The sequence below is a fragment of the Rhodococcus oryzae genome (assembly GCF_005049235.1).
In the GTDB taxonomy this organism is placed as follows: Bacteria; Actinomycetota; Actinomycetes; order Mycobacteriales; family Mycobacteriaceae; genus Rhodococcus_G; species Rhodococcus_G oryzae.
Map to the genome: position 1 here is coordinate 1 of NZ_SUMD01000014.1, position 22,710 is coordinate 22,710.

22 protein-coding genes are annotated in these 22,710 nt (G+C 68.5%); 13 read left to right on the forward strand and 9 right to left on the reverse strand.

From position 1 onward, the window contains the following. Nucleotides 1-237 precede the first annotated feature (237 nt). The 5 genes from FCG67_RS22440 to FCG67_RS22460 all read left to right on the forward strand — a co-directional run bounded on the left by FCG67_RS22440 (nucleotide 238) and on the right by FCG67_RS22460 (nucleotide 5,142). The gene (locus FCG67_RS22440) at nucleotides 238-1,191 is read left to right on the forward strand and encodes an EamA family transporter (RefSeq protein ID WP_136911840.1); all 954 of its coding nucleotides are present in this window, start codon (nucleotides 238-240) and stop codon (nucleotides 1,189-1,191) included. Nucleotides 1,192-1,293: 102 nt separating this feature from the next. Beyond that, entirely contained in the window at nucleotides 1,294-2,553 is a 1,260-nt protein-coding gene (locus FCG67_RS22445; RefSeq protein ID WP_136911902.1) for a MurT ligase domain-containing protein, read from the forward strand. Further along, a complete protein-coding gene (locus FCG67_RS22450; protein ID WP_136911841.1) occupies nucleotides 2,546-3,262 on the forward strand; it encodes a type 1 glutamine amidotransferase in 717 nt (238 codons plus the stop codon). The genes FCG67_RS22445 and FCG67_RS22450 overlap by 8 nt, the downstream gene beginning before the upstream one ends. A gap of 143 nt (nucleotides 3,263-3,405) precedes the next feature. After that, entirely contained in the window at nucleotides 3,406-4,221 is an 816-nt protein-coding gene (locus tag FCG67_RS22455; RefSeq protein WP_136911842.1) for a tyrosine-protein phosphatase, read from the forward strand. Nucleotides 4,222-4,515: 294 nt separating this feature from the next. After that, nucleotides 4,516-5,142 (forward strand): maleylpyruvate isomerase family mycothiol-dependent enzyme, encoded by a 627-nt coding sequence (locus FCG67_RS22460; protein ID WP_136911843.1) that lies wholly within the window; start codon nucleotides 4,516-4,518, stop codon nucleotides 5,140-5,142. Nucleotides 5,143-5,165: 23 nt separating this feature from the next. Here FCG67_RS22460 and FCG67_RS22465 read toward each other — a convergent pair whose 3' ends face one another. The 4 genes from FCG67_RS22465 to FCG67_RS22480 form a co-directional block, all read right to left on the reverse strand. Next, nucleotides 5,166-5,942: a VOC family protein gene (locus tag FCG67_RS22465; protein ID WP_136911844.1), complete on the reverse strand. Its 777-nt coding sequence runs from the start codon at nucleotides 5,940-5,942 to the stop codon at nucleotides 5,166-5,168. 80 nt (nucleotides 5,943-6,022) lie between these two features. Further along, nucleotides 6,023-7,453: a lipase family protein gene (locus FCG67_RS22470; protein WP_136911845.1), complete on the reverse strand. Its 1,431-nt coding sequence runs from the start codon at nucleotides 7,451-7,453 to the stop codon at nucleotides 6,023-6,025. Nucleotides 7,454-7,519: 66 nt separating this feature from the next. Next, the gene (recR, locus tag FCG67_RS22475; RefSeq protein ID WP_027501651.1) at nucleotides 7,520-8,128 is read right to left on the reverse strand and encodes a recombination mediator RecR; all 609 of its coding nucleotides are present in this window, start codon (nucleotides 8,126-8,128) and stop codon (nucleotides 7,520-7,522) included. Between the two features lie 8 nt (nucleotides 8,129-8,136). Continuing rightward, on the reverse strand, nucleotides 8,137-8,436 hold the full coding sequence (locus FCG67_RS22480) for a YbaB/EbfC family nucleoid-associated protein (RefSeq protein WP_223263500.1): 300 nt from the start codon (nucleotides 8,434-8,436) through the stop codon (nucleotides 8,137-8,139). A gap of 84 nt (nucleotides 8,437-8,520) precedes the next feature. Here FCG67_RS22480 and FCG67_RS22485 point away from each other — a divergent pair, with 84 nt between their 5' ends. After that, nucleotides 8,521-9,321: an Rv3717 family N-acetylmuramoyl-L-alanine amidase gene (locus FCG67_RS22485; protein WP_425467875.1), complete on the forward strand. Its 801-nt coding sequence runs from the start codon at nucleotides 8,521-8,523 to the stop codon at nucleotides 9,319-9,321. A gap of 36 nt (nucleotides 9,322-9,357) precedes the next feature. On the opposite strand, the gene FCG67_RS22490 is transcribed toward FCG67_RS22485, so the two are convergent. Beyond that, on the reverse strand, nucleotides 9,358-9,792 hold the full coding sequence (locus tag FCG67_RS22490; RefSeq protein ID WP_077043132.1) for an SRPBCC family protein: 435 nt from the start codon (nucleotides 9,790-9,792) through the stop codon (nucleotides 9,358-9,360). A 278-nt stretch (nucleotides 9,793-10,070) separates the two neighbouring features. Between FCG67_RS22490 and FCG67_RS22495 the strand changes: the two genes are divergently transcribed. Continuing rightward, nucleotides 10,071-11,486 (forward strand): FAD-binding oxidoreductase, encoded by a 1,416-nt coding sequence (locus FCG67_RS22495; protein ID WP_136911904.1) that lies wholly within the window; start codon nucleotides 10,071-10,073, stop codon nucleotides 11,484-11,486. Then, nucleotides 11,483-12,799, forward strand: a complete 1,317-nt coding sequence (locus tag FCG67_RS22500; RefSeq protein ID WP_136911846.1) for a class I SAM-dependent methyltransferase — start codon at nucleotides 11,483-11,485, stop codon at nucleotides 12,797-12,799. Before FCG67_RS22495 ends, FCG67_RS22500 begins: the two co-directional genes overlap by 4 nt. 86 nt (nucleotides 12,800-12,885) lie before the next feature. Here the strand turns inward: FCG67_RS22500 and FCG67_RS22505 are convergent, their stop codons facing one another. Then, nucleotides 12,886-13,656 carry an IclR family transcriptional regulator gene (locus FCG67_RS22505; protein ID WP_246045227.1) on the reverse strand — a complete coding sequence of 257 codons (771 nt, stop codon included), beginning with the start codon at nucleotides 13,654-13,656 and terminating at the stop codon, nucleotides 12,886-12,888. A gap of 24 nt (nucleotides 13,657-13,680) precedes the next feature. Further along, entirely contained in the window at nucleotides 13,681-14,454 is a 774-nt protein-coding gene (locus FCG67_RS22510; protein ID WP_136911847.1) for an SDR family NAD(P)-dependent oxidoreductase, read from the reverse strand. Between the two features lie 327 nt (nucleotides 14,455-14,781). Between FCG67_RS22510 and FCG67_RS22515 the strand changes: the two genes are divergently transcribed. The 3 genes from FCG67_RS22515 (at nucleotide 14,782) to FCG67_RS22525 (ending at nucleotide 16,764) form a co-directional block, all read left to right on the forward strand. Beyond that, nucleotides 14,782-15,180, forward strand: coding sequence for a helix-turn-helix domain-containing protein (locus FCG67_RS22515; protein ID WP_246045228.1), 399 nt, complete (start codon nucleotides 14,782-14,784; stop codon nucleotides 15,178-15,180). A gap of 35 nt (nucleotides 15,181-15,215) precedes the next feature. After that, the gene (locus FCG67_RS22520; protein WP_136911848.1) at nucleotides 15,216-15,632 is read left to right on the forward strand and encodes a VOC family protein; all 417 of its coding nucleotides are present in this window, start codon (nucleotides 15,216-15,218) and stop codon (nucleotides 15,630-15,632) included. 244 nt (nucleotides 15,633-15,876) lie between these two features. Next, nucleotides 15,877-16,764: an alpha/beta fold hydrolase gene (locus FCG67_RS22525; protein ID WP_136911849.1), complete on the forward strand. Its 888-nt coding sequence runs from the start codon at nucleotides 15,877-15,879 to the stop codon at nucleotides 16,762-16,764. 77 nt (nucleotides 16,765-16,841) lie between these two features. On the opposite strand, the gene FCG67_RS22530 is transcribed toward FCG67_RS22525, so the two are convergent. Continuing rightward, nucleotides 16,842-18,983: a 3-hydroxyacyl-CoA dehydrogenase NAD-binding domain-containing protein gene (locus FCG67_RS22530; RefSeq protein ID WP_136911850.1), complete on the reverse strand. Its 2,142-nt coding sequence runs from the start codon at nucleotides 18,981-18,983 to the stop codon at nucleotides 16,842-16,844. A gap of 31 nt (nucleotides 18,984-19,014) precedes the next feature. Next, nucleotides 19,015-20,229: an acetyl-CoA C-acetyltransferase gene (locus FCG67_RS22535; protein ID WP_077043968.1), complete on the reverse strand. Its 1,215-nt coding sequence runs from the start codon at nucleotides 20,227-20,229 to the stop codon at nucleotides 19,015-19,017. 380 nt (nucleotides 20,230-20,609) lie between these two features. Here FCG67_RS22535 and FCG67_RS22540 point away from each other — a divergent pair, with 380 nt between their 5' ends. Beyond that, nucleotides 20,610-21,548 (forward strand): acyl-ACP desaturase, encoded by a 939-nt coding sequence (locus FCG67_RS22540; RefSeq protein ID WP_136911851.1) that lies wholly within the window; start codon nucleotides 20,610-20,612, stop codon nucleotides 21,546-21,548. A 100-nt stretch (nucleotides 21,549-21,648) separates the two neighbouring features. Further along, nucleotides 21,649-22,614 (forward strand): alpha/beta hydrolase, encoded by a 966-nt coding sequence (locus FCG67_RS22545; RefSeq protein ID WP_136911852.1) that lies wholly within the window; start codon nucleotides 21,649-21,651, stop codon nucleotides 22,612-22,614. The last annotated feature ends 96 nt before the right edge of the window (nucleotides 22,615-22,710 follow it).

Consider the following 22,710-nt stretch of genomic DNA (forward strand, 5'->3'; position numbering starts at 1 on the left):
CCACCGTCCCCGGCGGCAAGTCCATCGCCTGCTCCACCCCCGCCGCACTCGAGTGGGACCCGGAATTCGCCGCGATGGCCGACCCCTCCGGCCGCGCCGTCCAGGGCGTGCACGAACAGGCACTCGCGCGATAGCAGCCGGCCACAAGATCAATGGACGGTTGATGTAGAAGATCTACATCAACCGTCCATTTTTATTCGATTGTTCTGATGCTTTCGCTCGCTCACGATTAGCACCATGACCAACCGTGACCGAGCCCTCGGATTGACCGTCGCGCTGCTGTGGGGACTGAACTTCCTCGCGATCCGCGCCGGGCTCGACCACTTCCCGCCGTTCTTCTTCGCGGCGCTGCGGTTCCTGGTCATCGCGATCCCGGTGGTGCTGTTCGTGCCGCGGCCGAACGTGCCGGTGCGCTGGCTGCTGCTGTACGGGTTCGGATTCGGCGTGGCGCAGTTCGGGTTCCTGTTCTGGGCGATGAACACCGGCATGCCGACCGGACTGGCCTCCCTCGTGCTGCAGGCCTCGGCGCCGTTCACCGTGCTGCTCGGCGCCCTGCTCTTGCGCGAGCACGTGAGCCGCCGCCAACTCCTGGGGATCGCGGTCGCGGTGTGCGGGATGACGATGATCGGCTGGGACCGCGCCCAGCATGCGGCGCTGCTGCCGGTGCTGCTCACCCTGCTCGCCGCTCTCGGCTGGGCCTTCGGCAACCTCGGCAACCGGCTCGCCCGGGCGGACAACCCGCTGCGGCTGACGCTGTGGATGACCGTCGTGGCGCCGCTTCCCATGCTGGCGCTCTCCGCCGCGGTCGAGGGCCCCACCACCGGCTGGGCCGCCCTCGGCCACTCCTTCAGCGCCGACGGCTGGCCCGCCCTCGCCGGACTCGCGTACATCGTCCTGCTCGGCACCATCGCCGGCTCCGGGCTGTGGTCCGCGTTGATGAGCCGCTACCCGGCGGGCGTCGTCGCGCCGTTCTCGCTGCTGGTCCCGGTCGTCGGGATCGGTGCGGCCTGGCTGGTGCTGGGCGAGCGGCCCAGCGCCCTGTCGCTGGTCGGCGCGGTGGTGGTGGTCGGCGGCTGCCTCGGCGGCATGGCGCGGGCGGGCGCACCGTCCGCCGCGCGTGAGCCCGCGTCGACGATGCCGGTGACGCCCGGTCCAGTGACGATGCCCACCCCGGAACCGGCACGAATCTGACCATGGCCGCGGGTGTGGAAAACTCTGCCCGTGTCTACTCGTCATGATGGGGCCACCCGCCCGGGCAATTCCGGGGCGGCCGGCCCGGCCACCCGATTCTCCGTGCGCGGCCGCCTCGCGCTGCGCGCCGCGGCCGCGGCCTCCTGGGCCTCGCAGAAGGCGGGCCGGGGCAAGGGCTCGATGATCGGCGGCCTGATCGCCCTCAAGATCGATCCCACCCTGATGACCCAGCTCGGCAGCGGCAAGCGCACCGTCGTGATCACCGGGACCAACGGCAAGTCGACGACCACGCGGATGACGGCGGCAGCGCTGGCCACCATCGGCGACGTCGCGACCCAGGCCGACGGCGCGAACATGGACGCGGGCATCGTGGCCGCGCTCAGCTCGCACGTGGACGCGTCGCTGGCCGCCATCGAGGTCGACGAGCTGCACGTCCCGCACGTCAGCGACGCCCTCCAGCCCCAGGCGATCGTGCTGCTCAACCTCAGCCGCGACCAGCTGGACCGGGTCGGCGAGATCAACATGATCGAGCGCAAGCTGCGGGCCGGCCTGGCCAGGCACCCCGACGCCGTGGTGATCGCGAACTGCGATGACGTTCTGGTTGCCTCCGCGGCCTACGACGCACCGAATGTCGTGTGGGTCGCGGCGGGCGGCGGCTGGGCGGGCGACTCGGTGAGCTGCCCGCGCAGCGGCGAGCCGATCGTCTGGGAGGAGCGCACGGGCGACGCGACGGGCATCGCCTACAACCACTGGCGCAGCACCGGCACCGACTTCGAGCGACCCACCCCCGACTGGTGGCTCGACGACGACCACCTCTATGGCCCGGACGGCTCGAAGATCCCGATGTCGCTGACGCTGCCGGGAAAGGCGAACCGCGGCAACGCCGCCCAGGCCGTCGCGGCGGCGGTCACGCTCGGCGCGCGCGCCGAGGACGCCGTCGCCGCGGCCGCCTCGGTCCGCGAGATCGCCGGTCGCTACAGCACCGTCCAGGTCGGCGCGCACACGCTGCGGATGCTCCTGGCCAAGAACCCGGCCGGCTGGCAGGAGGCGCTGTCGATGATCGACCACGACGTCGACGGGCTGGTCATCGCGGTCAACGGTCAGGTGCCCGACGGCGAGGACCTGTCCTGGCTGTGGGACGTTCGGTTCGAGCATTTCGAGGGCGTCAAGGTGGTGGCCTCCGGTGAGCGGGCGACGGACCTCGCGGTCCGCCTGACCTACGCCGGTGTCGAGCACACATTGGAGCCGAACCCACTGCGCGCCATCGCATCCTGTCCGCCCGGACGGGTCGAGGTGCTGGCCAACTACACGGCGTTCCGTGACCTGAACACGGCCATCGCGAAGGAGAACAGGGATGCCTGAGTCGACGGTCCGGATCGGGTTGGTGCTGCCCGACGTGATGGGAACCTACGGCGACAGCGGCAATGCGCTGATCCTGCGCCAGAGGCTGCGGATGCGCGGCATCGACGCAGAGATCGTCGAGATCACGCTGTCCGATCCGGTGCCCGAGTCGCTGGACGTCTACACCCTCGGCGGTGCGGAGGATTCGGCGCAGCGCCTCGCGACCCGGCACCTGGCCCGTTACCCGGGACTGCAGAAGGCGGCCGGGCGGGGCGCCCCCGTGCTCGCGATCTGCGCGGCCATCCAGGTGCTGGGGCACTGGTACGAGACCTCGGCGGGCGAACGCGTCGAAGGCGTGTCGCTGCTCGACGTCACCACCTCGCCTCAGGCCGAGCGCTCGATCGGCGAGGTGATCACCCGACCCCAGCTCGACGGGCTGACCCAGCCGCTCACCGGGTTCGAGAACCATCGCGGCGGCACCAGCCTCGGCGCGGACGCGAAGCCGCTCGGCCGGGTCACGCACGGCGTCGGCAACGGCGTCGGCGACGGACTGGAGGGCGTGGTGCAGGGCTCGGTGATCAGCACCTACATGCACGGCCCCGCGCTGGCCCGCAACCCTGAGCTGGCGGACCTGCTGCTGGCCCGCGCGCTGGGTGTCGACGCCCTCGAGCCGCTGGAGCTCGAGGAGGTCGACCGGCTGCGCCGGGAACGCCTCGCGGTCGGCCGATAGAACCCTCGTCCGGGTGACGGCTGCAATTACAATCCGTATTTTAACGAAATAGCCCTCTCGCGATCCGGCACGGCGCTAGCCTCGGAGCCATTCGAGCTCGAGCACCATGCCAATGTCACTCGATCGAAAGAGGAGAACCCTCCGTGTCCCACCGCACCCTCATCCGGACCAGGTCGGCGGCGGCTCTCGCCCTGACTGCCGGCCTCCTGCTCGCTCCCGTCCCGTCGATCGCCGCGGCCGCACCGACGACGGTCGTCGCGCCGGCCGCGGTCGACCACTCGCTGCACCTGACGGGTGCCCCGAACGCCCGCGACCTGGGCGGTTACACCACCTCCGACGGGAAGACCGTCCGATCCGGGCTGGTGCTGCGCAGCGACGCGCTCAACGCCCTCACCGCGGACGACCTCGCCAAGCTCGTGCAGCTGAACGTCAAGACGGTCGAAGATCTGCGCACCTCCTACGAGCAGGCCCTCGAGCAGGACAAGATCCCCGCGGGCGCCACCGTGTACCACCGCGACGTGTTCGGCGGAGGCGGCGATCCGCTCGCGATCGTGGATCTGGGGCGGGCCTACAAGTTCATGGCCAGCGATCCCGCCGCCTACGCCGCGTTCCGGGCCGTCCTGCTGGACATCAAGAACTCCCCCGACCCCGTGCTCTACCACTGCACAAGCGGCAAGGACCGGACCGGCTTCCTGTCGGCTGTGCTGCTCACGATCCTCGGCGTCCCGCGCGAGACCGTGAACGAGGACTTCATGCTCAGCAACGACTACCTCGCCGGTGACGGCGGCGGGTCGAGCGTCACCGGGAGCATCCAGTCCAACACCGTGGAGCAGGCCTGGCTCGACTCCGCCTTCGCCACCGCGAACGAGAAGTTCGGCAGCTTCGACAACTACGTGAGCCAGGGGCTCGGTCTGACGAGCCAGGACATCGCCGACCTCAAGGCCAAACTGCTCAGCTGATCGGGGCCAAGGTCTCGAACCTCCCCCAGACAGGGGTTCGGCCGGGGATGTAGCGACTAATCGCATCCTCGGCCGGATCTCTGCTTCTCAAGTTTCCGACCGTTACCGGCCTCTCTTCTTGATCCGCACTCTTGAGGGTACGCCCGGATCCGTACCCTCTGCAATAGTTCTGACCTGCGAATCAGGGGTTGTTTCCGTGGCGACGCGACCTGTCCGCGATTGCGAAATCGCTCGGCGTGGACGATCGTCAGAAGTACCGATACGACAGCGTCGGACGCCGTTCCGGGAGGCACCATGGCAGCACCGAGCCCGTGGCCCACGATTCACGCCGAGCGGTCGGCCCTCGCCGACGACCTCGCCTCGCTCACCGAGGAGCAATGGTCAACCCCGTCGCTGTGCGGGCAGTGGTCGGTGTGGGAGACGCTCGGTCACATGACCGCGACCGCGAAGATGACGCGCCCACGGTTCCTCCGCAAGATGGCGGGGACCGGGTTCCGGTTCGAACCGATGTTCGCGAGGGAGATCGCACGGGAGACCGCGGGCACGCCCGCCGACACCCTCGCCGAGTTTCGCGCCGTCATGGGTGCGTCCACCGGCCCACCCGGCCCGGTCGACACCTGGCTGGGCGAGACGATCGTGCATGCCGAAGACATCCGGCGTCCCCTCGGCATCACGCACGAGTACCCGCAGGACGCACTGATCCGCGTCGCGGACTTCTTCAAGGGCTCGAACCTGCTCATCGGCACGAAGACCCGCATTTCCGGACTCACCCTCCGTGCCGAGGACGCCGACTGGTCGACGGGGTCCGGGCCGGAGGTGACCGGACCGATGCTCTCCCTCGTCCTCGCGATGACGGGACGGCCCGCCGGACTGGGTGACCTGTCCGGTGACGGCCTGGCCACGCTCACCGAACGGGTCTGACCCGGCGCGCCGTCCCTAGACCGCTACTGCTGCTGGATCGAGGAGATCTGGAAGTTCGCGCCCAGCGGATCGGCCACCGCCGCCAACCGGCCGAACGGCGTGTCCTCCGCGGGGCGGACGACCGTGCCCCCGAGTTCGATCACCTTCTCGAGCGCCAGATCCGTGTCCTGCACCCCGACGTAGAACTGCCAGAACGACGGGACACCCTCGGGCAGGAACCCGGATGCGTCCATCGCGCCCGCCACCATCTCGTCGCCGATCTTGGCCTGGGAGTAGCGGAACTCGTCGCCGTCGCCGATCGCGTCGTACCTCCAGCCGAACACGCTCTCGTAGAAAGGCAACGCGGCCGCGTAGTCGCGGGACATCGTCTCGAACCAGACCGGGGCGCCCGCCTCGTCCACCAGACCGAATCCACGGTGCTGATCGGCCTGCCAGACACCGACCACGGCGCCGGCCGGGTCACCGATGATCGCCATCGTGCCCTGGTCGCCGACCACCATCGCGGGCATCATCACCTGACCGCCCGCCGCCGCGGCCTTGTCCGCGGTCGCCGCCGCGTCCTCGGACGCGAGGTAGACGGTCCAGACGTTGCCGTACGGATTGCCCTCCTGCTGCGGCCCGAGGCCTGCGATGGGCTTGCCGTCCTTGCTGAAGATCGAGTAGCCGCCGTACTGCGGGTCCTCGTTGGTATCGGCCGCCCACCCGAAGAGACCGGAGTAGAAGGGGATGACGCGCTGCGGGTCCGAACTGGTCAGGTCCACCCAACACGGGGCACCGACGATGGATTTGGGTTCAGGCACTGCTGTCTCCTATGGCCGAGGTATGGCTGCTGACGGTGTGCGGTGCCGAACCTACGCTCCCGCACCGACATCCGCGCGGGTCATGCGGGCGGGCACTCGTCCGGCGCGGCGATCCCACGCAACCGCTCGTCGAGCCAATGGAGCGCGCCCGGGTAGCCGGTGACCGCGGCGATGAGGTGCTCGCCGAACACCTCCCGGTACACCGCGGGGACGCCGAGTCCGCACTGCTCCGCGTAGAGGGCCCGCGCCCCCGCGGCCGGGATCCAGAACTCCTGCGCGCCGTTGTAGATGTACAGCGGGGCGCCGGACGCGATGCCTGCCATCTTCATGTCGCGATAGAGCTCGCGGGCCTGCGGCGAGGCGAACGGGTTGTCGATGTCGGCCATCACCTCCATCGGCAGGAACGTCACACCCGCCGCGCCGAGCGTGACGACGCACTGGTCCTTGAGCGGGGAGGTGGCCAGCTGCTGCGCCAGGTTGTTGGCGAGGCCGAGGATCTCGGTCCGTTCCCTGGCGATCCCCAGGGTCGCGCCGTGGAACAACCCTGTCGCGAGGTTGCCGTTCATGCTCCGGGTGAGCATCTCGAAGTCGGCGGGAACCCCGCCGAGCGCGGCACCGACGATGTCGCCGGACAGGTCCGGGGCGTAAGAGTCGATCAGCTTGACCGCGCCGTGGGTGGCGATCGCCCCGCCCGAGTAGCCCGTCATCGCGATCCTGCTCGCGCCGAACTCGTCGGGTAGCGCGCGGCGCAGTCCGCGGATGATGTCCAGGACCGCGTGCCCGGCGACATACGGCTCGGCGTAGGCCATCCGCGGTCCCTCGTGGTCGGGGATGAGGACCGCGTAGCCGTGCAGGGTCGCCAACGCGGTCGTCGGCGGGACGACGTCGGCAACGTTGGTCGACAGGCTCAGGCCGTGCGCCAACGTGTAGCCGGGCGTGCAGGCGCGCCCGAGCGCATCGATGGGCAGGTTGTTGACCACGACCGGACGGCCGCCCGGCCCCGTCCACGGTGTGGCGGGGATGACCACCGTCGCGGTCGCGAACGATGGCACGCCCGCCGAGTCGGTCGTCCGGACCTTGAGCTGCCGGACCTCGCGCACCGGTGCACCGACGAAGGGAGCCGCCGCAGCGGTCACGTCCCGCGTCGCGAGCACGTCACCGTTCGCGCTGTCCCCCATCGAATCCGGCCACTCGTCGAAGAACGGGTCGCCCACGTCCGAGGGCATGACCGCGATCCGCAGCGCCTGGATGCCGGCGGGCTCGCCCGGAGCGGCCCCTATCGGCGGCACCTCGCCCGGCGGGGGGCCGAACGCCGGAGGCGGCACGATCGAATCGATGACTGCCGGGAGCCCGGCGCCGGGCGGCGACGGAACAACCTCCTGCCCACCAGCCGTCCCCTGTCCGGGAGACACCGCGAGCGCGATCGCACAGGAGCACACGAGCACCCCGATTCGGGTGTGCCACGCGAGGCCACCCGTGGTCGGGCATGACCCTGGTCCAGGGACCGGCATACACCCACGCTAACACCGGAATCTGCCGTCACGACGCAGCCGAACCGGGTCGACCAACCGGTCGAGTCAGAGGGTCCGGCGCCCCGAGAGAGCCCGCCCGAGGGTGAGTTCGTCGGCGAACTCCAGGTCTCCGCCCATCGGCAGACCCGAGGCCAGCCGGGAGACCGTCAGGCCGGGGAAGTCGCGCAGCATCCGCACCAGATACGTCGCGGTGGCCTCGCCCTCGGTGTTCGGATCGGTCGCGATGATCACCTCCGAGACGTCGACGCCGTCCTCCTGATTGCCGATGCGCGCCAACAGCTCCCGAATACGGAGCTGGTCCGGGCCGACACCGCTGAGCGGGTCGAGCGCGCCGCCGAGCACGTGGTACCGGCCACGGAACTCCCGCGTCCGTTCCACCGCCTGGACGTCCTTCGGCTCCTCGACGACACAGATGACGGTGCGGTCGCGGCGGGCGTCCGCGCAGATCCGGCACTTCTCCTTGTCGGACACCGTCCCGCACACGACGCAGAACTGCACCCCGTCGCGGACCCGCTGCAGCGCGTTCTGCAGCCGGTCGATGTCCGGCGGCTCCACACTGAGCAGGTGGAAGGCGATGCGCTGCGCGCTCTTGGGCCCGATGCCCGGCAGCTTGCCGAGCTCGTCGATCAGATCCTGTACCGGACCCTCGTACACCGCGGCCTCTAGAAGGGGAGCCCGGGCAGGCCGCCCGCGAGGGGGCCGAGCTTGCCCGCCGCGATCTCCTGCGCCTTGCCCGATGCGTCCGCGATCGCACCGATCACCAGGTCTTGCAGGGTCTCGACGTCGTCGGGATCGACGACCTTCGGGTCGATCGTCAACGCGACGACCTCGCCGGTCCCCTTGACCGTGGCGGTCACGAGTCCACCGCCGGCCTGGCCGGTGACCTCCGCCTCGGCGATCTCTGCCTGCGCGGCCATCAGGTGCTGCTGCATCTGCTGGGCCTGCGCGAGGAGCTGCTGCATATCGGGTTGTCCACCGGGCTGCACGTCGATGTCCTTTCTGCGTGTTGCCCCGTCAGCGTAGCCGCATCCGGATAGCGTGGGTCCGTGCGTGCGAAGTCGGCCGGGTACCGGAGCGTCCTGCTCGCGGCCGCCGCTGCCTCGGCGCTGGCGCTGTCCGGCTGCACGATCCCAACCGAGACCGCCGCGGGCGTGACCGCGGCCCCCACCACCACCGCCGTCGAGCTGGTGCGATCGGCCTCGCTCCAGGGCAAGACGGTGTTCCTCGATCCCGGCCACAACGGTGCCAACGACGCGGGCATGAGCGCGCAGGTCCCGACCGGGCGCGGCGGCACCAAGGAATGCCAGACCACCGGCACCAGCACCGACGGCGGCTTCCCCGAGCACTCGCTCAACTGGGAGGTCGTCGCCCAGATGCGCACCGAGCTCGAGAATCTCGGCGCCCGGGTGCTGCTGAGCCGCGCCGACGACACCTCCGTCGCCGCGTGCGTGGACCGGCGGGCCGCCGACGCCAATGCATCCGGTGCCGACGTGGTCGTCGCGATCCACGCCGACGGCGCCGCACCGGACCAGCACGGATTCCACGTCTGTTTCTCGGCGCCGTCACTGAATACGGTTCAGGCCGGCGCCTCGGTCGCGTTCGCCAAGTCCATGCGCGACGCACTCCAGACGTCCGGCCTCATCCCATCCACCTACGTCGGCACCGGCGGACTGATGCCCCGCGACGACCTCAGCGGACTCAACCTGTCCGAGCGGCCGTCGATCCTGGTCGAGCTGGGCAACATGCGCAACGCGGACGAGGCGCGCGCCATGACCAGCGAGGAGGGCCGGACCCGGTACGCGCAGGCGGTGGTGTTCGGCATCGTCCGCTATCTCGACGGCCGCTGACCGAACGCATCGGTCAGCGACCGCGGCGGGGCCGCGTCAGGCCAGCTCGCGGGCCAGGTTCGCCAGCACGGCCGCCTGGATCTTCCGCAGCCCGCCCGGCGCGAAGGTGCGCTCGAAGAAGCCGCCGATGCCGCCCGCGCCCTTCCACTCGGTGGTCGTGGTGACCGTGGACCCGGCACCGGACGGGGCGACGGTCCAGGTGGTGACGAGGGTGGAGTTGGCATCCTTCTCGGTGACGGTGTTGCCGTCGACGGTCACGGTGGCCTTGATGTCACGCGAACGCTTCTCGGTCGCCTTCAGCGTCCACTGCGCGACCGTGCCCGCACCCTGGCCGCCCTCGAGGACCCGGTAATCCAGGTACTGCTCGGTGAGGATGCGGGGTCGCACCGTCTCGTAGTCGGTGAGCGCCGCGAGCGCCCGCTCCGGTGCCGCCGCGACCTCGACCGAACTGCTGGCGCTGACCTGTCCCACTGTGGATCTCCTTGGCTCTGCTCGCCGGACCCCGGAGGACCCGTCCGACTCGACGCTGTGTGTGGCCGACCCCGTCATCGTGCCCGCTCCGAGAACCGACGGGCCAGCCCGCTCGGCCCTGTGTGTGTCGGATCACAGCGGAGCCACGAACCCCGGATCGCGACCGGTTCGCAACATTTGCGTGACGTTTCGCCGCACCGACTTCCACTTGGGTGGCCGGTGTCGCACCCAGGCGATAGCGTCGGGGGGTGGCTGCCTCTCAGAGTGCGTTGCAACGACTGGGTCGACGAACATCCACGCCGGGTCTCACCGGCGCGGCGGCCCATCGTGCCGGTGTCCAGCGTCTGCTCGCCAGTTACCACGCGATCCCGCCCTCCGCGACGGTGCGCCTGGCGAAGAAGACCTCAAACCTGTTCCGGGCGCGGGCAAAGACGAATGCGCCCGGCCTGGACGTATCCGGACTCGGCGGGGTGATCTCGGTCGACCCCACCGCCCGCACCGCCGACGTCGCGGGCATGTGCACCTACGAGGACCTTGTCGCCGCGACCCTGCCATACGGCCTGGCGCCGCTGGTGGTCCCCCAACTCAAGACCATCACCCTCGGGGGCGCCGTCACCGGCCTCGGCATCGAGTCGACCTCGTTCCGGAACGGGCTGCCGCACGAGTCGGTGCTCGAGATCGACGTGCTGACCGGCAGCGGGGAGATCATCACCGCTACCCCTGACGGCGAGCACTCCGACCTGTTCTGGGGGTTCCCCAATTCGTATGGAACCCTCGGCTACTCCACCCGGCTCCGCATCGAACTCGAACCGGTGAAACCGTTTGTCGCGCTGAGGCACCTGCGCTTCGACGACCTCACCGACCTGCAGAACGCGATGGACCGCATCGGCACCGATCGTAGCCACGACGGCATCGCGGTGGACTACCTCGACGGCGTGGTCTTCTCCGCGACCGAGGCCTATCTGACCCTCGGCACGCAGACCGACGAGGGCGGCCCGGTCAGCGACTACACGGGTCAACAGATCTACTACCGCTCGCTGCAGCAGCGATCCACGGATCGGCTCACGATCGCGGACTACCTGTGGCGCTGGGACACCGACTGGTTCTGGTGCTCGCGGGCATTCGGCGCGCAGAATCCGCGGATCAGGCGCGTGTGGCCGAAGCGCTACCGGCGCAGCAGTTTCTACTGGAAGCTGATCGCCCTCGACCAGAAGTACGACATCGGCGACCGGCTCGAACGCCGCAAGGGCAATCCTCCGCGCGAGCGGGTCGTGCAGGACGTCGAGGTACCGATCGAGCACACCGCGGACTTCGTGTCCTGGTTCCTGCGCGAGATCCCCATCGAGCCGTTGTGGCTGTGCCCGCTGCGGTTGCGCGAGCCGGGGCCCGCGGGCGCGTCCGCCCTGCGGCCGTGGCCGCTGTATCCGCTCGAGCCCAAGCGCACCTATGTCAACGTCGGCTTCTGGTCGTCGGTGCCGATCACGCCGGGCGCCCCCGAGGGCGCGGCAAACCGGCTGATCGAGGACACCGTCGGACGGTTCGAAGGGCACAAGTCCCTGTACTCGGACTCCTACTACGACGCCGACGACTTCGCCCGCCTCTACGGCGGCGACAACTACTCCATCCTGAAGCAGAAGTACGACCCCGATTCGCGACTATTGGACCTGTATTCGAAGGCGGTGCAACGCAAGTGACCACGTTCAAAGACGCCAGTACCCAGACCCGCAACGGCCACCACAAGCTCTCGATCGCCGAGATCCTCGAGACCGTCGCGGACGGTGACATCCCGGTCCGCTTCACGGCATACGACGGCAGCGCCGCGGGCCCGGAGGACGCCGAATACGGCCTGACGCTCAAGTCCCCGCGAGGCACCACCTACCTGGCGACCGCGCCCGGCGACCTCGGCATGGCACGCGCCTACGTCGCGGGCGATCTCGAGGCGACCGGCGTCCACCCCGGGGACCCGTACGAGGTCCTCCGGGTGATGGGCGACGACCTGCACTTCCGGCGGCCGTCGGCGCTGACGATCGCGAGCATCACCCGCTCGCTCGGCTGGGACCTGCTGCGGCCCATCGCCCCTCCGCCGCAGGAGGCCCTCCCCCGCTGGCGCCGGCTCGCAGAAGGCATGCGCCACTCCAAGACCCGCGACGCCGAGGTCATCCACCATCACTACGACGTGTCGAACACCTTCTACGAGCACGTGCTCGGCCCCTCGATGACCTACACCTGCGCGGCCTACAAGTCTCCGAACCAGAGTCTCGAGGACGCACAGGAGAACAAGTACCGGCTGGTGTTCGACAAGCTCGGGCTCAAGGCCGGCGACCGACTGCTCGACATCGGCTGCGGCTGGGGCTCGATGGTCCGTTTCGCCGCCCGCCGCGGCGTCAAGGTGATCGGGGTGACGCTGTCCGCCGAGCAGGCCGCGTGGGCGCAGAAGGCCATCGCCGACGAGGACCTCTCGGATCTCGCCGAGGTCCGGCACTCCGACTACCGGGACATCACCGAGACCGGCTTCGACGCGGTGTCCTCGATCGGGCTGACCGAGCACATCGGGGTGCACAACTACCCCGCCTACTTCGGTTTCATCCAGTCCAAGCTGCGCGACGGCGGCCGGCTGCTCAACCACTGCATCACCCGCCCGGACAACCGGCACCAGGCGCGCGCAGGCGGGTTCATCGACCGTTACGTGTTCCCGGACGGCGAGCTGACCGGGTCGGGCCGGATCATCACCGAGATCCAGAACATCGGCCTCGAGGTCCGACACGAGGAGAACCTGCGCGAGCACTACGCGCTGACCCTCAAGGCCTGGTGCCAGAACCTGGTGGACAACTGGGACGCCTGCGTCGCGGAGGTCGGCGAGGGCACGGCGCGGGTGTGGGGGCTCTACATGGCCGGTTCGCGGCTGGGGTTCGAACGCAATGTGGTGCAGCTGCACCAGGTGCTGGCCGTCAAGCTCGGCCCGAAGGGCCAGGCCGAGGTGCCACTGCGCCCGTGGTGGAAGGGCTGATCGCACTCCCCATCGACTGACGGTGCCCGTCGTCCGGACCGACCGGACGACGGGCACCGTCAGTCTGGGTGGCGATCGCCGGCGACTCACTCGGCCGGGGCACCCTGCCGGACGCCACGGGCGATCTCGGCGGCGGCGCTCTGCACCGCCGCACTCATCCTGCGGTCCGTGGTGATTCGGCTGAGCGGTCCGCAGATCGAGAGGGCCGCTGGTGTCGGGTGCCCGTGCGCGATCGGCGCGGCGACGCACCCGAGGCCGGGCAACGCCTCACCGCGGTCGTATGCGACCCCCTCGACGGCGACCCGATCGAGCTCGTCCTCCAGCTCGCGCCTGCCGCCTGACCGCTGCACGTCCCGCCGGTTCAGCCGACCGAACACCGGCTGGTCGAGCGCCTCCCGCGGGAGGGAGCTCAGCAGCGCCTTGCCCACCGCCGACCGGTTCGCCGGGTACCGGCCACCGATGCGCGACGGGATCTTGGCGCCGAACGAGCCGGAGATCTTCTCCCAGTAGACGCCGTCGGCCCCGTCGAGGAAGGCCAGGTGGACCACGGCCCCCGTGGTTCGGTGCAGCTCCTGCATCATCGGCAGGGCGGTCCGGTGGAACCAGTGGTTGCGCACCGCCCTCGATCCCAGCTCGAACAATCGGACGCCGATCTCGTACCGCGTCCCGACCCGGGTGAGCCACCGCCTCTGCACCATCTTCTCGAGCAGTCGATGCGCCGATGACGTCGGGATCCCCGTGAGTCGAGACGTCTCACTGAGGGTGAGGTGCCCGCAGTCGTCAAGTGCCTGCAGCACCAGCTCGATCCTGTCGAACATCGCCATGGATTGCGTCTGCTCATGTTCGTTCACCGCCACGACGCCCTCTCTCGCCCGAATCGGCTAGACGCCGAATCCACCGGACACCGAGATCTGTTGCCCGGTGATGTAATTGGCCTCGTTCGACGCCAGGAACACGCAGGCCGCCCCGATGTCGGCGGGCTTGCCCCAGCGCTTGAGCGGCACCAGCTTGTGGACCTCTCGTTCCCACTCCTCATCGAAGACGCCCTGCGCCTTGAGCTCGAGGAACATGCCCGCCTCGATGACACCGACCAGCACCGAGTTGGCCCGGATATTGTGCGCGCCTTCCTCCTTCGCGATGCCGCGGATCAGCGATTCGTTCGCTGCCTTCGGGATCACCGACAAACCGTCGAGCGCCGGGAACCAGTGGTCACCCGCGGACCCGAGGTGGACGAACGAGCCCCCGCCGTGCTCGCGAAAGTGCGGCAGCACGGCGTGTGCGGCGGTGAACAGTCCGAGGGTCTCGATCTCGATCGACCGCCGGTACTGCGCGGGGGTGGTCTCGGCGACGGTGATCTGGTCGACGACCGGGCCCGCTCCCCACACCACGGTATGGATCCGCGAGTGTTCGCCGACCACCTCCCCGAGCACCCGCGAGACGTCCTCGTCGGCGCGGACGTCGACCTGGTGCGCGCTCGCCTTCACTCCCAGCGCCCGCAGCTCGGTCACCGTTTCCTCGGCCACCTCACGCTTGGAGTTGTAGCAGACAGCGACGGCACTGCCTGCGCGGGCGAACTCCCGGGCGACCCCGCGCCCGATGCCGCCGCTGCCACCGAACACCAGGGCGGCGCCCTCCGGAAGGCTCAATGTCAGCATGTTCGTGCCCCTTCGTGTCCGATACCGCTCCGCCGCTGAAGGCTTCGCGATGTGAATGTGGCCAGGAAATGTGCTCCAGGCCACACCGGCTGAACGTAGCGGCCGCACCCACCGGCGAACATACGGTTTCCCTCGTCGCGGGAAACCACAGGTCACCGTGCTGATCGGCGCCATCGAATCCCCGTGAGCGGGCGGTCTCCGCGGCTACCGTGGCCCAATGGGTACCTCCATGCCGTCCACCTGTGTCATCGCCAGCTTCGCCGTCCTCCCCATGCCCGCCACGGCACCTTCGACGCACGCCGGTAGCCCAGGTGATGAGATGACACGGTGAGCCGCGCACAGGAGGACACCAACCGGCGGATGCTTCGCGCCCGCGACGCGATGGACCGCATGTACGCGGATCCGCTCGACATCCCGACTCTCGCCCGAATCGCCCACGTGTCCGAGGCGCATTTCATCCGGACCTTCCGTTCCACCTTCGGGGAAACCCCGCATCGCTACCTTCAACGGCGGCGGGTCGAGCGGGCGATGTTCCTGCTGCGTGAAACCGATCGGAGCGTCACCGACATCTGTTTCGAGGTCGGCTTCTCGAGTCTCGGAACATTCAGCAGGACGTTCCGAGACATCGTCAAGGAACCCGCCACCGACTACCGCAAGCGCAACCACGAGATGCCCGTCCCCACGTGCTTCGTGCGGTCGTGGACGCGACCGAGCAGTTTTGGATAAGCACGCGAATCCGCTTACTGCTTACAGTGATTGGCATGTACAAGGCAATCACGCAATCGCAGATTTTCGTCCTCGACCAAGATGAGGCGCTCGACTTCTACGTCAACAAGCTGGGCCTCGAGTTGCACACGGATCAAGACCTCGGCTTCATGCGCTGGCTGACGGTCAACGTGCCGGGCGATCCGGGCCGCCAGATCCTGCTGGAGAAGCCGGGCCCTCCCGCGATGAACGAGGCCATGGCGGCGCAGGTCCGCGACATGGTGACCAAGGGCGCGATGGGCGGGTGGCTGTGCATCAGCACCGATGACGCTCACAAGACCTACGAGACACTGAAGGCCCGGGGTGTCGAGCTCACCGACGAGCCGACGGAGCGACCGTATGGCGTCGACTTCGGAATCCGTGACCCGTTCGGCAACGCCATCCGAATCGGGCAGATGAACACGCCTGCATAGCGCAAAACACCTGTCGTCCCATCGAATTCACAATCCGCACCCGCTAGACCAAGAAAGGCACGGCAGCCCGCCCGATCGCTGCAAGGTGATCGAGCGGGAATTCGGCGATCCCACAGCACCTTGCTCGACTTCATCAGCGACGGCCGGGAACGGCCCTGCATCGAACCAATCAGGAGTGGACGCCATGAAAACGATCACCAGGTCGCTGCAAGTTGTGGCTGCCTTTGCTATTTCCGCCGCGCTCATGACGGGATGCACCACTGGCAACGCGGAGGGCATCGGCACCACGGAAACCACAAGTACCGGCAATCAAGGTCCCGTTGCAGACAGGGCAAGCGACGACGGCGAAGGCCACTACGCCGCGATCAACGGCCTCGAGTTGTACTACGAGATCCACGGCACCGGCCGACCCCTCGTCCTGATCCACGGGGGCCTGGACACCATCGACTCCGCGTTCGGAACACTACTGCCGGAGCTCGCGAAGACCAGGCAGGTCATCGCCGTCGAACTCCAGGCCCACGGGCACACGGCCGACATCGATCGCCCACTGCGCTACGAGCTGATGGCCGACGACATCGCCGGTCTCGTCTCGCACCTCGGACTCGAGAAGGTCGACGTCCTCGGATATTCGCTGGGCGGCGGCGTCGCCCTGCAGCTGGGAAGCCGAAACCCGGACCTGGTGAACAAGCTGGTGGTCACGTCGGCCCCCTATAGAAGTGATGGGTGGTATCCCGAGGTTCGGGCCGGAATGGCGGCGATGAACCCCGACGCCATGATCGAGACCCCCATGCACGAGATCTACGCCCGGACCGCACCGAAACCGAACGAGTGGCCCGCACTGGTGACCAAGACGAGGCAACTGCTCGCCGAGGACTACGACTGGACGGCTTCCGTCGCCTCGATCACGGCGCCAACACTCGTCGTGGTCGCCGACGGCGACAGCGTTCGCCTCACCCACGCGGTCGAGCTGTTCGGCCTGCTCGGCGGTGGAAAGGCCGATGGCGCAATGGGCGGCCCCCCGAGCTCCCGGCTGGCAGTCGTCCCCGGGTCGCTGCACTACAACATCCTGAGCCGGGCCGACCTACTGCTGCCGATCATCACCCCGTTCCTCGACGGGCCCACCCCGCCGTGACCTCGACGTCGGCATGAACGCCGAAGGCCCCTTTCGTTCGACACTCCGAACGAAAGGGGCCTTCGGGCTATCGGCGCCTAGGCCTTCAGCGAGGCGGGCGGGGTGAAGCGCTCGCCGTACTTGGCGGCGAGCTCCTCCGCGCGCTTGACGAAGCCGGCCTTGCCGCCCTCGTAGCCGAGGACGTACTGGTGAACGCCACCGGTCCAGGCCGGGAAGCCGATGCCCATGATCGAGCCGATGTTGGCGTCGGCGCTGGTCATCAGGACGCCCTCGTCGAAGCACTTCTGCGTCTCGATGGCCTCGATGAACAGCATCCGCTCGATGAGGTCCTGGATCGGGGCCTGGTTCGAGCCCGAGTTGAACTGCTCGCGCAGGCCCGCCCACAGGCCGGTGCGCTTGCCGTCGACGTAGTCGTAGAAGCCCGCACCGCCGAGGCGGCCCTTGCGGTCGTTGCCCTCGACGAGGAAGTTGATGACGTCGCCTGCCGGATCGGCGGGCAGTTCCTTGCCCTCGGCCAGCGCCGCGGCCTTGGACTCCGCGCGGATCTTCTGCATCAGCGTCAGGTTCAGCTCGTCCGAGAGCTGCAGCGGCGCCGCCGGGTAACCGGCCTGCATGCCCGCCTGCTCGATGGTGGCCGGCTCGATGCCCTCGGCGACCATGCCGATGGCCTCGTTGATGAAGGTGCCGATGACGCGCGAGGTGAAGAAGCCACGCGAGTCGTTGACCACGATCGGGGTCTTGCGGATGGCCTGGACGAAGTCGAACACCCGGGCCAGCGCCTCGTCGGAGGTCTTCTCACCGCGGATGATCTCCACAAGCGGCATCTTGTCGACGGGCGAGAAGAAGTGGATGCCGATGAAGTCTTCCTGGCGCTTGACGCCGGTCGCGAGACCGGTGATCGGCAGCGTCGAGGTGTTGGACCCGAGCAGCGCGTTCGGCTCGACGATGTCCTCGATCTCCTGGAACACCTTGTGCTTGAGGTCCTGCGACTCGAACACGGCCTCGACGACGAAGTCGACGCCCGCGAAGTCCGCCGCGTCCGCGGACGGGGTGATGCGCGCCAGCAGGGCGTCCGACTTCTCCTGCGTGGTCTTGCCGCGCGAGAGGGCCTTGGCCTCGATCTTCTCGGAGTACGCCTTGCCCTTGGTCGCCGCCTCGATGGTGACGTCCTTGAGCACGACCTCGAAGCCGGCCTTCGCCGAGACGTACGCGATGCCCGCGCCCATCATGCCGGCGCCGAGCACACCGATCTTCTTGATCTCGGTCTTCGCGACGCCCTCGGGGCGCGAGCCGCCGCCGTTGATCGACTGCAGGTCGAAGAAGAACGCCTGGATCATGTTCTTCGCGACCTGGCCGGTGACCAGCGAGGTGAAGTAACGCGACTCGATGGTCAGCGCGTTGTCGATGTCGACCTGCGAGCCCTCGACGGCCGCGGCCATGATCGCGCGCGGGGCCGGCATGGGCGCGCCCTTGAGGGTCTTGCGCAGGTTCGCCGGGAACGCGGGCAGGTTCGCCGCGAATGCCGGGGTGGCGGGGGTGCCGCCGGGGATCTTGTAGCCCTTGACATCCCACGGCTGCACGCCGGACTCGGGGTTGGCCTTGATCCACGCCTTGGCGGCGGGGACGAGCTCCTCGACGGAGGAGACGACCTCGTCGACCAGGCCGACCTCCTTGGCCTGCACCGGTCCACGCTGCTGGCCCTGCAGCAGCATCTGGGTCAGCGCGGTCATCAGGCCGAACATACGGACGGTGCGGACGACGCCGCCGCCGCCGGGGAGCAGGCCGAGGGTGACCTCGGGCAGGCCGATCTTGACGCCCTTGACGTCCGCGGCGATGCGGTGGTGGGTGGCCAGCGCGATCTCGAGTCCGCCACCGAGCGCGGCACCGTTGATGCAGGTGACGACCGGCTTGCCGAGGGTCTCGAGGCGACGCAGGTCAGCCTTCAGCGTGATGCTGTGGTTGAAGATCTCCTCGGCGTTCTCGGGGCCGACCTTGATCATGTTCTTGAGGTCGCCGCCGGCGAAGAAGGTCTTCTTGCCGGAGGTCAGCACGACGCCGGTGATGGCGTCCTTCTCCGCGTACAGCCGGTCCACGGTGGCCTTCATCGAGGCGATGTAGGCCGCGTTCATGGTGTTCGCGCCCTGGTTGGGGTCGTCGATGGTGAGCACGACGATTCCGTCGGCGTCCTGCTCCCAGTTGATGATGTTCTGCTCGCTCACTGCTTCAGTTCTCCTGGTAGTCCGGGCCGCGTCAGACGCGCTCGATGATGGTGGCCACGCCCATGCCGCCGCCGATGCACAGCGTGATGAGCGCGTAGCGGGCGTTGCGCCGCTCGAGCTCGTCGACCATGGTTCCGGTGATCATGGCGCCGGTGGCTCCGAGCGGGTGGCCCATCGCGATGGCGCCGCCGTTGACGTTCAGCTTCTCGTCCGGGACGTTCATGTCCTTCTGGAACTTGAGCACCACGGAGGCGAACGCCTCGTTGATCTCGACGAGGTCCATGTCCTCGATCGTCAGACCCGCGGCGGCCAGCGCCTTCTTGGCGGCGGGCGTCGGGCCGGTCAGCATGATGGTCGAGTCGGCGCCGGAGGTGGCGGTGGCCACGACGCGGGCGCGCGGGGTCAGGCCCATGTCCTTGCCGGCCTGCTCGGAGCCGACGAGCACCAGCGCGGCGCCGTCGACGATGCCGGAGCTGTTGCCGCCGTGGTGGACGTGGTTGATCTTCTCGACGAAGTGGTACTTCTGCAGCGAGACGGCGTCGAAGCCGCCCATCTCGCCGACCGTCGCGAACGCGGGGGCGAGGGTGCCCAGCGACTCCGCCGTGGTGCCGGGGCGCATGTGCTCGTCGTTGTCGAGGATGGTGATGCCGTTGAGGTCCTTGACCGGCACGACGGACTTGGCGAAGTAGCCGCCCGCCCACGCCTTGGCGGCCAGGTCCTGCGAGCGCACCGCGTAGGCGTCGACGATGTCGCGGGTGAAGCCCTCGATGGTGGCGATCAGGTCGGCACCCACGCCCTGCGGCACGAAGTAGTTGTCGTAGTTGGTGGCCGGGTCCAGCGCCCACGGGCCGCCGTCGGAGCCCATCGGGACGCGGGACATCGACTCGACGCCGCCGGCGATGACCAGCTCGTCCCAGCCGGAGCGGACCTTCTGCGCGGCGATGTTGACGGCCTCGAGGCCGGAGGCACAGAAACGGTTGAGCTGCACGCCGCCGACGGTGTCGGGCAGGCCGGCGTCGTTGACCGCGATGCGCGCGATGTCCATGCCCTGGTCGCCGACCGGGGTGACGACACCGAGGACCAGATCCGAGATGCGGTTCTCGTCGAGGTCGGGGAAGCGCACGCGCAGCTCGTCGATCAGGCCGGTGACCAGCGAGATCGGCTTGACCGAGTGAAGCGAACCGGTCTTCTTTCCTCGGCCACGTGGGGTTCGGATGGCTTCATAAATGAATGCCTCTGTGGTCACTGTGAGGTGTTCCTTCCTGTGCACGGCTCCGCCGCGTGCGTGGTGTTCGCAATGGCAGTTCAAACGTCATCGCCGGGCGCCGACTCGAGCGGCGCCTGACCCGAGGCATAGACCTCGACGCAAGCCATACTAGAACTCGTTTCAAAATTGGGTCTAGGACCGAACCGAGCGGGCTCTGTGACCGTTGCGATCGTCACGACGGGCCGGGGTCCGGGTCGGTTCTAGGCACACGGCTCAGCCGAGGCCTGTCTGCCGCCACCGAATCTGCCGCTTTCCTGGAAGTGTCGCGACTCGCGGTGTTCAATAGGCCCTGGACAACCGCGGGCATCGCCGCGGGCAAGGTGCTGGTTCTCGAGGTTCTTCCTTCCCAAGGAGTTCTCATGACCATGACGTTCACCCAGCTCGACCTGCTCAGGGAGCTCGAGCCGACGGTCGAAGCCAATCTCAACCGGCACCTGTCGATGACCAAGAACTGGAATCCGCACGACTACGTGCCCTGGGACGAGGGCAGGAACTTCGCGGAAATGGGTGGGGTGGACTGGGACCCGGACCAGTCGCGGCTCTCCGAGCTGGCCAAGGTCGCCATGATCACGAACCTGCTGACCGAGGACAACCTGCCCTCGTATCACCGCGAGATCGCCGCCAGCTTCTCCCTCGACGGGGCGTGGGGCACCTGGGTCAACCGGTGGACGGCGGAGGAGAACCGGCACGGGATCGTCATGCGCGACTACCTGGTGGTCACCCGGGCCGTCGACCCTGTCCAGCTCGAGCAGTACCGGATGGAACACCTGACCAACGGCCTCGACTCACCGCTGAACGCCGCGTTCCTGCCGTCGGTGGCCTACGTGACGTTCCAGGAGCTCGCCACCCGGCTGTCGCACCGCAACACCGGGCATGCCTGCGCGGACGACGTCGCGGAGCGGATGCTGGACCGGATCGCGGCGGATGAGAACCTGCACATGGTCTTCTACCGAACCCTCGCAGGCGCCGCCATGGATCTCGTGCCCGACGCGGCGCTCGAGGCGATCACCGACGTGCTGCTCAATTTCCAGATGCCCGGCCAGTCCATGCCCGGCTTCCGGCGGAACGCGGTGCTCCTCGCCAAATACGGCATCTACGATCTCCGGCAGCATCTCGACGACGTCGTCATGCCGGTGCTCCGCATCTGGAACGTGTTCGAGCGCAACGACTTCACCGATGCGGGCGAGCGGGCGCGGGACCGGCTGGCGGCCCACCTCGACGATCTCCGCCGCGCTGCCGAGCGGTTCGAGGAATCGCGGGATCGGATGCTCGCCCGCGAGGCCGCGCGCGCGGAATAGTCGTCACGCGCCGGGCTGGCGACGGCAACGCTGGTCGGCAGCACCTCGCCGCCCTATCGTGATGGAACCGAAACCGGCACGAACGAGGGGCAGCAAGCCGATGCAGGGATCCATTGTGTGGCACTGGAACGTCAGTCTTCGAGCACGGCTGGTGTTCTGGTTCGCGAGAATCTTCATCAAACCGCTGTTCACGGTGTGGCCGATGTCCGATCGCGGCATCCTCGCGCTCGGGAAGCTCGATGAGTGGTCCGATCGGACGCCTGCCCCGAAGGGCGTGAGCATCGAGGCGGTGACACTGGGCGGGGTGCGGTGCGAGAAGGTCACCCATCCGAGGCGCGCAACCGACGCTCTGCAGGGCGCGACCATCCTCTACTTCCACGGCGGCGGATTCGTCTTCTGCGGGCTGGCCACCCATCGCGCCGCCTGCGGGGCACTCGCTGCCCGCTCGGGTGTCCCGGTGATCTCGGTCGAGTACCGGCAGCTGCCGTACGGCGGCATCGGCACCTCCCTGTTTGACGCGATGGCGGCCTACACCGCGCTGCTGGAGACCTGTGAGGACCCGACGCGGATCATCGTCGCCGGCGATTCCGCGGGCGGCTATCTCGCGATGAAGGTTGCCGAGATCACCGCGCTGCAGGGCATCACGCCGCCGGCAGCGGTCATCGGTTACTCGCCGCTGCTCAATGTCGACCTAGAGTCACACGACCCGGAATACATGAAGCGCGACGCCTACCTGCCGATGCGTCAGGTGCGCAAGCTCAAGGACCGCTGGCTCGCGGGTCCGGACCTGATCGTCGGGGCGCAGTCGCCGGTGGCGGCCGACCCGGCGCTGTTCCCGCCGGTGTTCCTCTCCGCCGCCGAGTACGAGTTGATGCGGCCCGACGTCGAGGTCATGACCGACCGTCTCGAGCGGGCGGGCCGGCCGGTGGAGACCCACCTGTGGAGCGGTCAGATCCACGCGTTCCCGGTGCTCGGCATCATGCTCGAGGAGAGCAAGACCCTCATCGCGCTCAGCATCGATTTCGCCAGGCGAAACGTGGCGTCGCGCGAGCGTCGTTCGGCCTAGTCCCTGCCCAACGACCCTGCGCGACCTCCCTTGCGTTCCAACGCTTGCGCCGATCCGCTCGGCGACGGCAGAACCATGTCGCCGTCGCCGAGCGGA

What these genes read in the sequence shown, in the direction of transcription:
- FCG67_RS22510 (WP_136911847.1), bottom strand. Translation starts at nt 14,454, where the DNA reads ATGCTGACATTGAGCCTTCCGGAGGGCGCCGCCCTGGTGTTCGGTGGC.
- FCG67_RS22470 (WP_136911845.1), bottom strand. Translation starts at nt 7,453, where the DNA reads ATGCCGGTCCCTGGACCAGGGTCATGCCCGACCACGGGTGGCCTCGCG.
- FCG67_RS22540 (WP_136911851.1), top strand. Translation starts at nt 20,610, where the DNA reads ATGACCATGACGTTCACCCAGCTCGACCTGCTCAGGGAGCTCGAGCCG.
- FCG67_RS22480 (WP_223263500.1), bottom strand. Translation starts at nt 8,436, where the DNA reads ATGCAGCAGCTCCTCGCGCAGGCCCAGCAGATGCAGCAGCACCTGATG.
- FCG67_RS22525 (WP_136911849.1), top strand. Translation starts at nt 15,877, where the DNA reads ATGACGGGATGCACCACTGGCAACGCGGAGGGCATCGGCACCACGGAA.
- FCG67_RS22520 (WP_136911848.1), top strand. Translation starts at nt 15,216, where the DNA reads ATGTACAAGGCAATCACGCAATCGCAGATTTTCGTCCTCGACCAAGAT.
- FCG67_RS22440 (WP_136911840.1), top strand. Translation starts at nt 238, where the DNA reads ATGACCAACCGTGACCGAGCCCTCGGATTGACCGTCGCGCTGCTGTGG.
- FCG67_RS22460 (WP_136911843.1), top strand. Translation starts at nt 4,516, where the DNA reads ATGGCAGCACCGAGCCCGTGGCCCACGATTCACGCCGAGCGGTCGGCC.
- FCG67_RS22545 (WP_136911852.1), top strand. Translation starts at nt 21,649, where the DNA reads ATGCAGGGATCCATTGTGTGGCACTGGAACGTCAGTCTTCGAGCACGG.
- FCG67_RS22450 (WP_136911841.1), top strand. Translation starts at nt 2,546, where the DNA reads ATGCCTGAGTCGACGGTCCGGATCGGGTTGGTGCTGCCCGACGTGATG.